The organism is Stenotrophomonas sp. P5_A8 (assembly GCF_056400545.1).
In genome coordinates this window covers 1-13,807 of the sequence record NZ_JBFULB010000082.1, presented here as the reverse complement: position 1 = coordinate 13,807, position 13,807 = coordinate 1, and the positions used below count along the sequence as shown (strand labels likewise).

Annotated in this window: 14 protein-coding genes; 6 read left to right on the top strand and 8 right to left on the bottom strand. The window is 68.5% G+C overall.

Annotated elements, in window-relative coordinates:
• Nucleotides 1–120 precede the first annotated feature (120 nt).
• Nucleotides 121–675 (top strand): hypothetical protein, encoded by a 555-nt coding sequence (locus tag AC1DQP_RS08240; RefSeq protein WP_256777542.1) that lies wholly within the window; start codon nucleotides 121–123, stop codon nucleotides 673–675.
• Nucleotides 676–789: 114 nt separating this feature from the next.
• Here the strand turns inward: AC1DQP_RS08240 and AC1DQP_RS08235 are convergent, their stop codons facing one another.
• Nucleotides 790–1,182: a DUF4386 family protein gene (locus AC1DQP_RS08235; protein WP_457318191.1), complete on the bottom strand. Its 393-nt coding sequence runs from the start codon at nucleotides 1,180–1,182 to the stop codon at nucleotides 790–792.
• 122 nt (nucleotides 1,183–1,304) lie between these two features.
• Here AC1DQP_RS08235 and AC1DQP_RS08230 point away from each other — a divergent pair, with 122 nt between their 5' ends.
• The 3 genes from AC1DQP_RS08230 (at nucleotide 1,305) to AC1DQP_RS08220 (ending at nucleotide 2,732) form a co-directional block, all read left to right on the top strand.
• Entirely contained in the window at nucleotides 1,305–1,577 is a 273-nt protein-coding gene (locus AC1DQP_RS08230) for a hypothetical protein (protein ID WP_457318192.1), read from the top strand.
• A gap of 71 nt (nucleotides 1,578–1,648) precedes the next feature.
• The gene (locus AC1DQP_RS08225; protein WP_256777545.1) at nucleotides 1,649–2,209 is read left to right on the top strand and encodes a sugar O-acetyltransferase; all 561 of its coding nucleotides are present in this window, start codon (nucleotides 1,649–1,651) and stop codon (nucleotides 2,207–2,209) included.
• 76 nt (nucleotides 2,210–2,285) lie between these two features.
• Nucleotides 2,286–2,732 carry a universal stress protein gene (locus AC1DQP_RS08220; RefSeq protein ID WP_256777546.1) on the top strand — a complete coding sequence of 149 codons (447 nt, stop codon included), beginning with the start codon at nucleotides 2,286–2,288 and terminating at the stop codon, nucleotides 2,730–2,732.
• Between the two features lie 156 nt (nucleotides 2,733–2,888).
• Here the strand turns inward: AC1DQP_RS08220 and AC1DQP_RS08215 are convergent, their stop codons facing one another.
• On the bottom strand, nucleotides 2,889–3,128 hold the full coding sequence (locus AC1DQP_RS08215; protein WP_256777548.1) for a hypothetical protein: 240 nt from the start codon (nucleotides 3,126–3,128) through the stop codon (nucleotides 2,889–2,891).
• Nucleotides 3,129–3,213: 85 nt separating this feature from the next.
• Nucleotides 3,214–3,498 (bottom strand): DUF2782 domain-containing protein, encoded by a 285-nt coding sequence (locus tag AC1DQP_RS08210; RefSeq protein WP_457318474.1) that lies wholly within the window; start codon nucleotides 3,496–3,498, stop codon nucleotides 3,214–3,216.
• 97 nt (nucleotides 3,499–3,595) lie between these two features.
• On the opposite strand from AC1DQP_RS08210, the gene polA reads away from it, so the two are divergent.
• Both polA and AC1DQP_RS08200 read left to right on the top strand, forming a co-directional pair.
• A complete protein-coding gene (gene polA, locus AC1DQP_RS08205) occupies nucleotides 3,596–6,367 on the top strand; it encodes a DNA polymerase I (protein WP_457318473.1) in 2,772 nt (923 codons plus the stop codon).
• A gap of 375 nt (nucleotides 6,368–6,742) precedes the next feature.
• On the top strand, nucleotides 6,743–7,219 hold the full coding sequence (locus AC1DQP_RS08200) for a DUF421 domain-containing protein (protein ID WP_256777368.1): 477 nt from the start codon (nucleotides 6,743–6,745) through the stop codon (nucleotides 7,217–7,219).
• A gap of 203 nt (nucleotides 7,220–7,422) precedes the next feature.
• On the opposite strand, the gene hemF is transcribed toward AC1DQP_RS08200, so the two are convergent.
• Genes hemF through AC1DQP_RS08175 form a run of 5 tightly spaced genes read right to left on the bottom strand, consistent with a single transcriptional unit; the run spans nucleotide 7,423 to nucleotide 13,458 of the window.
• Entirely contained in the window at nucleotides 7,423–8,319 is an 897-nt protein-coding gene (gene hemF / locus AC1DQP_RS08195; RefSeq protein WP_256777367.1) for an oxygen-dependent coproporphyrinogen oxidase, read from the bottom strand.
• 42 nt (nucleotides 8,320–8,361) lie between these two features.
• Entirely contained in the window at nucleotides 8,362–9,993 is a 1,632-nt protein-coding gene (locus AC1DQP_RS08190) for a hypothetical protein (RefSeq protein WP_457318471.1), read from the bottom strand.
• A 36-nt stretch (nucleotides 9,994–10,029) separates the two neighbouring features.
• Entirely contained in the window at nucleotides 10,030–10,614 is a 585-nt protein-coding gene (locus AC1DQP_RS08185; RefSeq protein WP_256777365.1) for a hypothetical protein, read from the bottom strand.
• Between the two features lie 29 nt (nucleotides 10,615–10,643).
• Entirely contained in the window at nucleotides 10,644–11,084 is a 441-nt protein-coding gene (locus AC1DQP_RS08180) for an NUDIX hydrolase (RefSeq protein WP_478051398.1), read from the bottom strand.
• Nucleotides 11,085–11,091: 7 nt separating this feature from the next.
• Complete coding sequence (locus AC1DQP_RS08175; protein ID WP_478051397.1) at nucleotides 11,092–13,458, bottom strand: S9 family peptidase; 2,367 nt, start codon at nucleotides 13,456–13,458, stop codon at nucleotides 11,092–11,094.
• Nucleotides 13,459–13,807: the final 349 nt, after the last annotated feature.

Sequence of the window (13,807 nt, the reverse complement as noted above, 5' to 3'; positions counted from 1 at the left end):
CGGCTGCTCTGCTCTGCTCTGCGCGGTGCCATCGCCCCGTCCAACCGGCGCTGCCTGTTACGTAGCCGGGCATGGCTCGGCTCTACAATGGTTGGCCTTTCCTCCAGCCCAGGCCGCCTCATGACCGATTCGCCGATGCACATCACCGTCAAGTTGAACGCAAAGCTCCAGCCCGAGCATCGCCACGAGCTGTTCGAGGATCCGCTCGACGCGCTGCTGGAAAATGCAGGCCTGGGCCAGCTCACCGGCGGCGGCACGGCATTGTCCGATGAGGGTGAAGTGGAGTACGGGGATATCGAGATCGCGCTCAACGATCCGGCTTCGCTGCCGGCGGTGATCGAACTGCTGGAACAGCTGGGCGCGCCGAAGGGCTCGCTGATCCAACGTGCCGGTGAGCCGGATCAGGCGTTCGGCGTCACCGAAGGCCTGGCCCTGTACTTGAACGGCACCGACCTGCCGGACGAGGTGTACGCGCAGTGCGATTCGAACTATGTGTTCGAGCAGATCGTCGAGCGCATCGAAGGCGTGGGCGAGATCTGCAGCTGGTGGCAGGGACCGACCGAAACCGCGCTGTACCTCTACGGCGTGTCGTTCGAGACGCTGCGCGAGCGCATCGCCGAACTGGTCGCGACCTATCCGCTGTGCCAGGGCGCGCGCGTGGTGAAGATCGCCTGATCCCCGTCAAGCCATGCCGGGTTTGCGGGTAGCCGACCAACGGTCGGCTCTACGGTGTGCCGGATCCACGTAGAGCCGACCGTTGGTCGGCTGCCGTTCGAAGCACCCCAACCCTCACTCCGTATCGACCGCTCGCGCCGCCCCACGCACCTGCTCCCAGTCCAGGCCGAACAGCACTAGCCACAGACCGCTGCCGATCTCGCCCAGCGAGGCCGGCAGGGTGGCGTAGTCGGACAGCAGCGTGGTTGCATAGCCGCGGATCAGCAGCTCGCCGAACACGCTGAGCACAGCGCCCGCGCCGCCGACCATCAGCAGCGCGCCGGGCACGCGCGGGATGGCGCGCGTGCGCCACACCCGCCCGCCGCACGGCAGCAGCCACAGGCGCCAGAACAGGCTGGCCAGGAAGATGTGGCTGCTCCAGCTTTTCAGTGCACCCAGCGCCAGCGCCTGCCGCTGCGCGGCGGGAAGTGCCAGGGCGCGCGCACGGCGGGTCCGTGCGGCCTTCATCGACCGCGACTCATCCGCCCGGGTCCGGCACTCATCCCGGATTTCACCGGATTCGTCGCCTGCCGCTTGTGGCGCACACGCACCGCGCCCAGAGTCTGGCGCTGTCCGCTGGGAGCGCGCAAATGAACAAGGGAATTCCGTACCTGCTGGCTGTTCTGGTCGCGCTGACGCTGTCGGCGGGCTGGGCGGCGCCGGTGCTGGCCCTGTTCGAACACGCCTACACCTGCCTGCAGACGGGGGGCGGCCTGGACCTGGTGCGACTGCGGTGCGAAGCGCGCCCCAGCGGCCTGTGTGCGTTGCTGGCATCGTGGCCCTTCTGGACCACTGCCGGCGTGCTGGGGCTGACGGCGATTGCCGCCACGCGCCTGCCCGGCCGGCGCATGAGCCCGCGCTGACAGCCGCACCGCCGCGTCTACCCGGAACAGGGCCGGCGCGGCATCATCAGCAGCCACACCAGGAATCGACCATGGCGCTGAGCGAAAAGGAAAAGATGCTGTCCGGCCAACCCTACCGGCCGGGCGACCCTGAACTGCAGGCCGAGATGGCCGCCGCCAAACACTGGATGGTCCGCTACAACGCCGCCCTGGCCGAATCGCCGGCGGTGCGCCGCACGCTGCTGCGGGAGCGGTTGGGTGCGGTGGGCGAGGGCGCGGTGATTCGCCCGCCCTTCCATTGCGACTACGGCAGCCACATCCAGCTCGGCGAGGGCGTGTTCCTCAACTACAACTGCGTGATCCTGGACGTGGCCGAGGTCAGTATCGGCGCCGGCACCCAGATCGGGCCGGCGGTGCAGATCTATGCCGCCGACCACCCACGCGATCCGCACGCACGTGCCGACGGGCTGGAGTTGGCCAGGCCGGTGCGGATCGGCCGCAACGTCTGGATCGGCGGTGGCGCGATCGTGCTGCCCGGGGTGAGCATCGGCGACGATGCGGTGGTCGGTGCCGGCAGCGTGGTCACCCGCGACGTGCCGGCCGGTGCCACCGTAGTCGGCAATCCGGCGCGGGTCGTGCCCCGGCGCGATTGATCTGGCGCAAGGCGCAGCCTCCACACCGGGTGTGCAATGGTGTCCACCCCATTGTCACCGTGGACGGAKCCCTGCCATGTACAAGCGAATCCTGATTGCCACCGACGGGTCGGAGCTGGCCGAAAAGGGGCTGCTCAAAGGCCTGGAGCTGGCCCGCGACCTCAATGCCGAGGTCGATATCGTGACCGTTTCCGAGCCGTGGGCGGTGGGCATGTACGACGCGATGGGCTGGAGCGTGGGGTACATGAACAGCCCCGAGTACAAGGCCGACCGCGATGAGGCCGCGCAGAAGGTGCTGGACCCGGCCAAGGCCACCGCCGAAGCACAGGGCCTGCGCGTCAACGTCGTTCACGTGCTGGACCGCTACGCCGCCGATGGCATCATCGACACCGCCACCGAACGCAGCAGCGACCTGATCGTGATGACCTCGCACGGCCGCCGCGGCGTCACCCGCGTGCTGCTCGGCAGCCAGACCGCCGAAGTGCTCGCGCGCAGCACCGTGCCGGTGCTGGTAATCCGCTGAGGGACCGACCGGGTAGTGCCGGCCGTTGGCCGGCTTCCGGTGACGTCAGATTTCCCGAGGAGCCGGCCAGCGGCCGGCAGTATCTGGCGASGTCACGTTTTACCGAGGAGCCGGCCAGCGGCCGGCACTACCTGGCTCGGGTGCGGTGCGTCTGGATCAATCGCGCAGCTGCAACGTCTGCGATTCGTCCAGGCTGCCGTCCGGCTGCAGCACCACGTAGCGCTCGCCCGCGCGGTCGAACAGCACCGGGATCGGGTCGCGGAACAGCGGGCGGCGCACGAACCGCAGCTGCCAGCCGAAATGCTCCAGCGTTTCCACGGCCTTGCGTTGCTCGGCGGTGAGGCCGGCGCGCAACTGGACTGGATCGGGCGACTGGCGGCGTTCGGGCGTATTCATGCGGGAAAACGAAACGGCGGGAGAGACTTCTGCGCCTGCAAGCGGTGTACCAGCACCGGGCGCGGCCGCAGCGCGGCGTATGCCATCACCAGCTGTAGAGCTTCCAGTACACCGGCGAGACGCCGTCCTTGTCGCTGTCCATGCGGCCATCGCCGTTGCGGTCGTACATGTAGTACGCCGCGCCACGCGACGGGCTCACCTTGACCATGCGCAACTGGCCGCCGACGCGGTATTCCTCGACGGTGTCACCGTTGTCCAGGGTGCGCTTGGAGACATCGGCACCGCTGACATCGACCGGGGGCGAACCCGCGCGGCCGGTGGTGGCGCACCCGGCCAGCAACAGCAGGCCAGCCAGCATCAGAGTCTTCATGGGCCGAGGATCCTTGTACGGGGAGGTCTGGATTATGCCCCATGGGTCGTGATGCCCGCGCAGGGACCGCGTGCGACCGGGCGGGTAGAATCGTCACATGAGCCGATTAGTCCTGATTGACGGGTCCAGTTACCTGTATCGCGCGTTCCACGCGCTTCCCCCGCTGACCAACGCCCACGGTGAACCTACCGGCGCGCTGTTCGGCGTGGTCAACATGCTGCGCGCCACGCTGAAGGAGCGCCCGGAATACGTGGCGTTCGTGGTCGATGCGCCCGGCAAGACCTTCCGCGATGACCTGTACGCCGACTACAAGGCCAACCGTCCGCCGATGCCCGACGAGCTGCGCCCGCAGATCGAGCCGATGTGCCGCATCGTCGAAGCGCTCGGCCTGAGCATCCTGCGCATCCCCGGCGTGGAAGCCGACGATGTGATCGGCACGCTGGCGCTGCAGGGCCACCAGGACGGCCTGCACGTGACCATCTCCACCGGTGACAAGGACTTCGCGCAGCTGGTGCGTCCGGGCATCGAACTGGTCAACACCATGACCGGCAGCCGCATGGATTCGGACGCGGCGGTAATGGAGAAGTTCGGCGTGCGCGCCGACCAGATCGTCGACCTGCTGGCGCTGATGGGCGACGCCGTGGACAACGTGCCGGGCGTGGAGAAGTGCGGTCCCAAGACCGCCGCCAAGTGGCTGGCCGAGTACCAGCACCTGGACGGGGTGATGGCGGCCGCGCCGGGGATGAAGGGCAAGATCGGCGAAAACCTGCGCGCCGCGCTGGAGCGCCTGCCGCTCAACCGCGAGCTGGTCACCATCCGCACCAGCGTGCCGTTGGATGCCAGCCCGCGCACGTTGGCCCTGCGCGATCCGGACGTGCCCACGCTGGGCGAGCTGTACCTGCGCTACGGCTTCACCCAGGCGCTCAAGGAGCTGGGTGGCCCGGCCGCCGCCGCAGTGGCCGCCAGCGACGCTGCGGTGAGCCTGCGTGGCACTGCGGCCGGCTACGCCCGCAGCGCCCCGGCCGACGCGGCAGCGCCGCTCGACCCGGCGCTGTCGGCCCCGGGTGACTACGAAACGGTGCTGACCACCGCACAGCTCGATGCCTGGGTGCAGCGCATCGAGGCGGCCGAGCTGATCGCCTTCGATACCGAAACCGACGCGCTCGATGCGATGCGCGCCAACCTGGTCGGCATCAGCCTTGCGGTCGAGCCCGGCCATGCCGCGTACATCCCGGTGGGCCACAACTATCCCGGTGCGCCGGTGCAGCTGCCGATCGAGCTGGTGCTGGCCGCGCTGCGCCCGGTGCTGGAAAACCCGGACAAGAAGAAGCTCGGCCAGCACGGCAAGTACGACCTGCACGTGCTGCGCCGCCATGGCGTGAACCTGCAGGGCTACCACGACGACACCATGCTCGAGAGCTTCGTGCTCAACTCCACCGCCACCCGCCACGACATGGATTCGCTGGCGATGCGCTACCTGGGCTACACCACGATCAAGTTCGAGGACGTGGCCGGCAAGGGTGCCAAGCAGATCCCGTTCTCGCAGGTGGGCCTGGACGAGGCCGGCCGCTACGCCGCCGAAGACGCCGACATCACCCTGCGCCTGCACCGGGCACTGCAGCCGCAGCTGCTGGAAGCGCCGTCGCTGCAGCGGGTGTACCGCGACATCGAGATGCCGCTGGTGCCGGTGCTGGCCCGGATCGAGGCCAACGGCGTACACATCGACATGGCCGAGCTGCGTCGGCAGAGCCAGGATCTGGGCGTGCGCATGCTGGCGGCCCAGCAGAAGGCCACCGAACTGGCCGGGCACACCTTCAACCTGGATTCGCCCAAGCAGCTGCAGGCCGTGCTGTTCGACGAACTGAAGCTGCCGGCGCTGGTGAAGACCCCCAAGGGCCAGCCCAGCACCAATGAAGAGGCGCTGGAGGCGATCGCCGAGCAGCACGAGCTGCCGCGGGTGATCCTGGAGTACCGCGGGCTGGCCAAGCTGCGCAGCACCTATACCGACAAGCTGCCGGAGATGGTCAATCCGGACACCGGCCGGGTGCACACCAGCTACCACCAATCCGGTGCCGCCACCGGCCGGCTGTCCTCCTCCGACCCGAACCTGCAGAACATCCCGATCCGCACCGAGGACGGGCGCCGCATCCGCCGCGCCTTCGTCGCCCCGCCGGGGCGCAAGATCCTGGCCTGCGATTACTCGCAGATCGAGCTGCGGATCATGGCCCACCTGTCCGAGGACCCGGGCCTGGTACGCGCCTTCGAACAGGGTGTGGACGTGCACCGCGCCACCGCCGCCGAGGTCTTCGGGCGGGCACTGGACGAGGTCACCCCCAACGAACGCCGTGCCGCCAAGGCGATCAACTTCGGCCTGATGTACGGCATGAGTGCGTTCGGGCTGGCCCGCAACCTGGGCATCGACCGCGGCCAGGCCCAGGATTACGTGGCGCTGTACTTCAGCCGTTATCCCGGCGTGCGCGACTTCATGGAGCGCATGCGCCAGCAGGCCCGCGACCAGGGTTACGTGGAAACCCTGGAGGGCCGCCGGCTGTACCTGAACGACATCCACGCCCGCAACCAGGGCCTGCGCGCCGGGGCTGAACGCGCGGCGATCAACGCCCCGATGCAGGGCACCGCAGCGGACATCATCAAGCGCGCGATGGTGAAGGTGGACGACTGGCTGCAGGGCCAGGGCGACCAGGCGCGGATGATCATGCAGGTGCACGATGAACTGGTGTTCGAAAGCGAAAGTAGTTTTCTGGAAACCTTGCGTTCCCAGGTGATCGACTTGATGTCGTCTTCGGCCAAGTTGCGGGTGCCGCTGGTGGTGGACGCCGGTGTGGGTGATAACTGGGATGAGGCCCACTGAGACGGGAATCACGGGAAAACAGCTGAATCGGTTCATTGCTGGCCGATTAACTGACTCTCGGATGAATGTTTCCCCTACACCCCTTTCATTAATTGGGCCCCTTCACGAACTATCAATGTTCGAGGTGCTTTTATAGACCTCGACAGGCGCAACGCCTGTTGTGGATCTCTCCCATCCCCTGGAGCAGATCTCGGAACGGGGGCTACTCCCCAAGCGCCCGTTCCCCGGCCCCGCTGACCTCCCCCTGGTCGGCGGGGCTTTTTATKTGCGGCGTTGGAAACTGCCCGCGCGGCACCGGCCATCCCCCCCTATCGCCCCGTATTGCCGCCGACCACATGCGCGCCGCATGCTGTGACCTGGATTGGGGAGACCGGAATGAGCGATCTGTTTGCATTGGCCATGCCGTGGTGGGAATTCATCCTGCGCGCGGTGGTGGTGTACGTGGTGGTGCTGGGCATGGTGCGGTTGTCGGGCAAGCGCGCGCTGGGCCAGATCACCCCGTTCGATGTGCTGCTGATCGTGCTGCTCGGCAACGCAGTGCAGAACGCACTGCTCGGCAAGGACACCTCGCTGGGCGGTGGCCTGTTGCTGGCCGCCACGCTCATCTCGATCAATTACGGCGTGGGTTGGCTGTCCACGCGCAGCCGACGCGTGGAAAATCTGGTCGAAGGCGAGCCGGTGCTGATCGCACGCGATGGCAAGGTGCTCGATTCAGTGCTCAAGCGCGAGCTGGTGACCCCGGCCGACCTCGACGCGGCGCTACGCCAGCAGGGCTGCCTGTCCATCGACGACGTCGCGCTGGCCGTGCTGGAAATCAACGGCCACATCACCATCGTGCCGAAGAAGGGGTAGCGCCACCGGATGGGTGGAGGCTGTCCGGGGAGTGCCCAGCCACGCATGGCGTGGCTCTACCGTGGCGGGGCCACCACCGGCCGTGTGCGATATCCAGCCGGTGCCGGCGCCACTACCGGGCGCATGCGATATCCATATCCGGTAGAGCCACCCCATGGGTGGCTGCTTTCAAGCGGTGATGCAGCCGGCGAGGGGCGCATCGCTCACACCCAGTCGCGCGGCACCAGGTAATCGGCCAGGCGCGCTTCATCGCTGCCGGCCTCGGGTTGGAAACCATATTCCCAGCGCACGCGCGGGGGCAGGCTCATCAGGATGCTCTCGCTGCGCCCGCCACTCTGCAGGCCGAACAACGTGCCGCGGTCGTAGACCAGGTTGAATTCGACGTAGCGGCCGCGGCGGTACAGCTGGAACTCGCGCTCACGCTCGCCGTAGGGCATGTTCTTGCGGCGTTCCACAAGCGGCAGGTAGGCCTGCAGGAAGCCATCGCCGACCGCGCGCAGGTAGGCGAAATCGCGCTCGAAATCGCCGTGCAGGTCATCGAAGAACAGCCCGCCCACGCCGCGCGTTTCATTGCGGTGGCGCAGGAAGAAGTATTCGTCGCACCAGCGCTTGTGCGCGGCGTAGCGTTCGGGCCCGAACGGGGCGCAGAGATCGCGCGCCATCCCATGCCAGTGCTGCACGTCTTCATCGAACGGGTAGAACGGGGTGAGGTCGAAACCGCCCCCAAACCACGAGGCCACTTCCACGCCGTCGCGCTCGGCGCGGAAATAACGCACGTTGGCGTGGGTGGTGGGAAGGTACGGGTTGGCCGGGTGGAACACCAGTGACACCCCGGTGGCGCGCCACGACGCGCCCGCCAGTTCCGGGCGGTTGGCCGACGCCGACGGCGGCAGGCGCGTGCCGGCCACATCGGAGAAGCCGATCCCGGCCTGCTCGAACACCGCGCCATCGCGCAGGATGCGGGTGCGGCCGCCACCGCCCTCGGCGCGCTGCCACACGTCTTCGGCGAACCGGGCGCTGCCGTCGGCGGCTTCGATCGCCGCACAGATGCGGTCCTGCAGGTCGGTCAGATAGGCGCGCACGCGCTCGAATTCGTTCATGGCGCGTACTTTACCGCAGGCCGGCGTACGGCCTGCGTGCACTCAACGGCCGCCCTTGCGGTTGCTGGCCGGCCGTTCCTTCGCCTTGGCCGGCGCATCGGGTGGGCTGTCGTCGTCCTCCGCCTCCGCCTCGGCGGCCATCCGCGCGGCAATCGCTTCCAGCCCGGCGCTGACCTGCAGCAGCGCCCAGTTCCGCGTGGCGTGCACATCGCAGGCCACATGCGTGCCCTTGCCATCCTTGGCACAGATCGCTTCGATCTGTGATGGCAGCTGTTCGTCGCCGGTGTGCTCATACACGCTGGCCAGGTTCTCGCAGCCTTCGCGTACGCCGGCCGCGCAGAGCTTCAGGTAGAACGGCGCGGCGTCCGCCCAGCGATCGGACAGTGCCAACTGGTGGCCGGCGGCGTTGCAGCCCTGCAGCTTGCCTGCCGCGCAGCAGGCCTGCGCAGCGCCGGGACGGCCGATGCCCGGGCAATCCTGCGGCAGCGGGGTTTCCACATACACCACCGGTGCGCTGCACTGCTGCGCCTCGCCGACGCGCTGGTAGTAACCAAAGCGGTTCCAGCTGTCCATGCCGATCAGGTTGCCGTTGGCGAGCGTCTTGAACACGAAGTCGTCGCCCTGGTCATGGCGCACGCGGATGTCGCCATCGACCAGACGGGCCCGCAGCTTGCCGCCGAAGCCGCTGTCGATCATGCCGCCATCGCCGAAGGCCAGGTGATCCATCAGTCCCTGGTCGGCCAGGTAGCTGCCGCAGGGCAGGGCGGTGGCCGCCACCGGGGCGAGCGCCCTGGCATCCAGCCCGGCCAGCGGCGCCGCCCGCTGGCAGGCGCGCGGGTCTTGGCCGCGCGTGCAGGCCAGCTGCAAGGCATCGCGCGCCGGTAGCAGCCGCCCGGCGGCCCACAGCGCATCGGCCGCCTTGGCGCAGAACGTACCGGCGGTCTGCGCCCTGCACAGGGCGGTGATCTCATCCAGCTGTGCGGCCGGCAGCGGTGCCGGGTCGCCGGCGGCCAGCCCGCCGAGCAGGGCCTTGGCCATCGCCTTGCCCATCACCTCGCGCGCGGCTTCCAGGCAGGCCGCCTGGTCGTAGCTGCCCGAGTCCGGCTTGCACACCGCCGGTTCGGCCAGCTCGGGGTCGTCTTCGGCCGGGGTTGCCGCGTTGGGCGCGTCGCGGGCCTCCGACTGGTAGTTGGCGAGCAGGCCCTTGCACGCTGCGGGCACGCCCTCCTCGCACCATTGGCGCAGCGTGGCGCTGTTGGCCAGCGGGAGGTCATGCAGACAGGTGCCGATCTGCGCGCGGCACGAGGGGGGCGGGAACACACTGGCGGGCTGGCAGCGGGCCGCCCGTTGCAGCCGGTACGCGCTGACGCCATCGCTGAGGAGGCGCCCGCCCTCCTGCACGGTCAGCGACCAGACACCGCCGTTGTCCAGGTCGGCCAGCTTCAGTTCGTTGCCCAGGCGGCTGACCAGATACGGTTCGGGCGGCTGTTCCGGAATCTGCCGGAACCCCTGGTTCGGGCTTTGCAGCGTCAGCGTGGTGCCGGTGTCTTCGGCCGTGAACGTGCCGCACTGCATCGACTCGGCGGCGGCGGGCAGGCTGGTCAGCGCCAGGACGAACACCATCAGGCAACGCGCAGCCAGGGCGCGGCGGAACGTGGATACAGCAAGGGTCACAACATCATCCTTGAGGGCGGAGCGGAGAAGAGGGGATCAGCGACGAAAGTACGCCAGCACATCGGCGCGCAGCAGGCGCACCACCAGCCATACATGCAGCACCGCAAAGGCGATCGAGGTGCCCAGCGCGGTACCGGTGAAGAACAGCCGCTGCAGGCGCAACTCGCGCATGTCGCTGGCGTCGGCGTGCGGGGCCAGGTACGCCAGCAGGTGGCGGACGGCATCGTCGATCACCCAGGTAGCGGCGAAGTTCGACGCGGCGGTGGCGACCAGCAACACGATGAACAGCCACAGCGCCCAGCCCTGGCGGCGCAACATGCCCCAGCAGGCGGCCACGCCGGCCAGGCAGGTCAGCAGCCCGGCCACGCTCACCGCCACGGCGTGTGCGCCCAGCCAGTGCAGCGCGGGCGACAGCCACGACAGGTCATGGCCCTGGACCATCTGGCGGACCCACTCGGCGCTGGAGGCCGACGCGGCGAGGGGCACCAGCAAGAGCCAGGACAGCGCCGATGCGGCGCAGACCACCAGCACCGACTGGGCCAGGGGGGCGAGGAATCTTGGCGGCGCGCCCGGCGCGAGCGTTGGCCTGGCGTGCGGCAGTTGCGGGGGAATCGTTGACATCCGGTGTCCTGGTGGGCCGGCGGCGACCGTCAGGTCGTCGCCACCGCGAGCGCGGCCGCCGGCAGGATATGGTCTGCACTCAACGCTGCCAAGCGCCGCCCATGCGGCGGATGCAACGGGACCCAGGCCAGTTCGGCGATTTCCGCCTGTGGCCGGGGCGTGCCGATCACGGTCACCCAGAAGGCCCGGGCACGCACGCGGTGCCCGGCTTCGTGTACGGCCCAGGCCTCGAACCGGCCCAGTGCGCGCGCGCTGGCAGGGTCCAGGATGACCCCGAGTTCCTCCTGCAGCTCACGCGCCAGCGCGGCCAGCGGTGCTTCCCCGGGCTCGGGCTTGCCGCCGGGCTGGATGAAGGTGTCCGAGCCGTGTTTGCGCACGACCAGCWCGCGGCCGCTGGCATCGAAAACGACCGCGGCGACGATATCGATCGTCGCCGCGGTGTGCGGTGCGTCAGTGGCAACCGACGTCATCGCGGGCTTACTTCAGGTTTTCTTCGAACAGCTTGAGGATGCGCTTGTACTGGTCCAGCCAGGAATCCGGACGCACGTAGCCGTGGCGCTCCAGCGGGTAGGGCGCGATGGACCAGTTGTCCTTGTGCAGTTCGATCAGCTTCTGGGTGAGGTTGACCGAATCCTGGAAGAACACGTTGTCATCCATCATCCCGTGCGCGATCAGCAGGTGGTCCTGCAGGCCTTCGGCATACTCGATCGGCGAGGAGATGCGGTAGGCCTCCGGATCGATGTCCGGGGTGTTGAGGATGTTGGCGGTGTAGCCGTGGTTGTACTGGTGCCAGTCCACCACCGGGCGCAGCGCCGCACCGGCCTTGAACGTGCCCGGCGAACGGAACAGCGCCATGAAGGTCATGAAGCCGCCGTAGGAGCCACCGTAGATGCCGGCGTGGTCACGGGCACCCTGTCTGGTCTCCACCAGCCAGTCCAGGCCGTCCTTGTAGTCTTCCAGTTCCGGGTGGCCCATGTTGCGGTAGATCGCCGTACGCCAGTTGCGGCCGTAGCCGGCGCTGCCGCGGTAGTCCATGTCCAGCACGATGTAGCCCTTCTGCACGAGCAGGTTGTGGAACATCTGCTCGCGGAAATAGGCCGGGTACTGCTGGTGCACGTTCTGCAGGTAGCCGGCGCCGTGCACGAACATGGCGATCGGGTACTGCTTGCCCGGCTCGGGGTTTTCCGGGCCGTAGTACTTGGCCCAGACCACACCGGCGCCATGCTTGGACGGCACCTGCACCAGCTTGGGCTGGATCCACTCGCGGGCCTTGAAGGCGGCGCTGCGGGTATCGGTGAGTACCTTGGCCTGGCCACCGGCAGCGGGCACCACGGCCAGCTGGGTCGGCAGGTAGGCGCCGGAGTAGCGCACCAGCAGCTGCTGGCCATCCGGGGACAGCGAGAAGTCTTCCACGCCGTTGAGCGAGGTCAGTTCGCGCACCTGCCTGCTGGCATTGTCCACCGCGCACACTTCGTAGTCGCCGGGGCTCTGCTGGTTGCAGAGGAAGTAGAAACCGCGGCCGTCGGCGCTGGGCACCGGCATCGAGGTTTCCCACTTGCCGCCGGTCAGCGCCTGCGGCTTGGCCGTGCCCTGCTGGGTGTACAGGTGCGAGTAGCCCGATTCCTCCGACAGCAGCCACAGCGTGCGGTTGTCGTTGGACCAGCCGAAATCGTTGAAGCTCCAGTTGATCCAGGCCGCGTCGGTCAAGCGGTGGCGGTTTTCGAGTTTGGCGCTGGCCGGGCTGACGCTGGTGAGCCAGCGGTCCTTGTTGTCGTTGGCGCGCAGCATGATCGCGGCTTGCTGGCCATCGGCGCTCCAGCGGATGCCGGGAGTGCCGGGGCCGGCCAGCACTTCGACCGGACGGTTGCCCTTGAGCGCGTCCTTGCCGGCGGCTTTGCGCAGTGCGGCGAGCGGATCGGTGCCGATACCCGGCAGGCCGTCCAGCGACAGCGGCTTGACCGTGCCGGTCACCGCATCGACCAGCCACAGCGTGTGCGGTTCGGGATCGTTGCGGCCCACGCGGGTGCGGGTGTCTTCGAATTCCTCGTAGCCGGATTCGGTCACGTACTTGGGCATCTTGCCGCCGCGGCCTTCATCGAAGCTCTTCGGTTTGGTGACTACGATCAGGCTGCGGGTGTCCGGGGACAGCACGCTGTCGACGATCTCCACCTCGGCGCCGAGGTACACCGGGCCCGGCGCGCGGGTGCCATCGGCACGGCGCCAGCTGGCTTCCTGCGCCTTGAGCGCGTCGCGCTGGGCGCGGTCGTTGCGCAGCGTGGCCAGGGTGCGCAGCTGCTGGTCGCGCAACACGTCGGCCTTGGGCGCCTCGTCGGGATTTTTTTCGGCTTTCAGGCTGGCCACCTGCTGCACGCCGCCGGCGGCGGTCCAGTGGAACCAGTTCTGCCCGGTGCGCCAGATCACCCCGCCATCGCGGGCGAAGTTGACCGCGCTGGACTTCTCCGAGCTGCGGGTCAGCTGGGTCAGCGCGCCGCTGCGCAGGTCGCGCAGGAACACATCGCCATTGCGTACGAACACCGCACGCTGGCGCGCGCTGTCGTACACCGTGYTGTCCACGTCGAGGGTGCCGCGCTGGTCATCGGCGACCTGGGCGGCCACGCCGCCGTTGACGGGCTGGCGGAAGGTGTCGCGCACGGGGCTGCCGGTGCGCTTGAGCTGGTACTCGACCTGCTGGCTGTTCCAGGACCACCAGGCGCTTTCGACCGGCGGACCGATCCAGTCCGGGTCGGCCATGGCCTGCTCGATGGTGATCGGCGTCGGCGCCGCGTGGGCAGCACCGCCTAGGGCGGCGAGCAGCAGCAGGGACAAGGGCAGCGTTCTGGGCATTGCGGGCGGCACCGTAGAGGAAAACCCGGCAAGCGTAGCAGCCGCAAGGGCCGGGGGAGGGGGCCACAGGTCATGGGCGCTGGTGCGGAAGACAAGCGGTTGTCGGTGGGTCGGGCGCCGGGCCCCTCTACCCTTTCCGGCGAATGTCCCCCGGTGTCGGCCTGCGGCCGCCTTCTCCTCCTTTGTTTCGCCTCAAGCGGCTGTCGGTGGATCGGGCGCCGGGCCCCTCTACCCTTTCCGGCGAATGTCCCCCGGCGTCGGCCTGCGGCCGCCCTCTCCTCCTTTGTTTCGCCTCAAGCGGCTGTCGGTGGATCGGGCGCCGGGCCCCTCTACCCTTTCCGGCGAATGT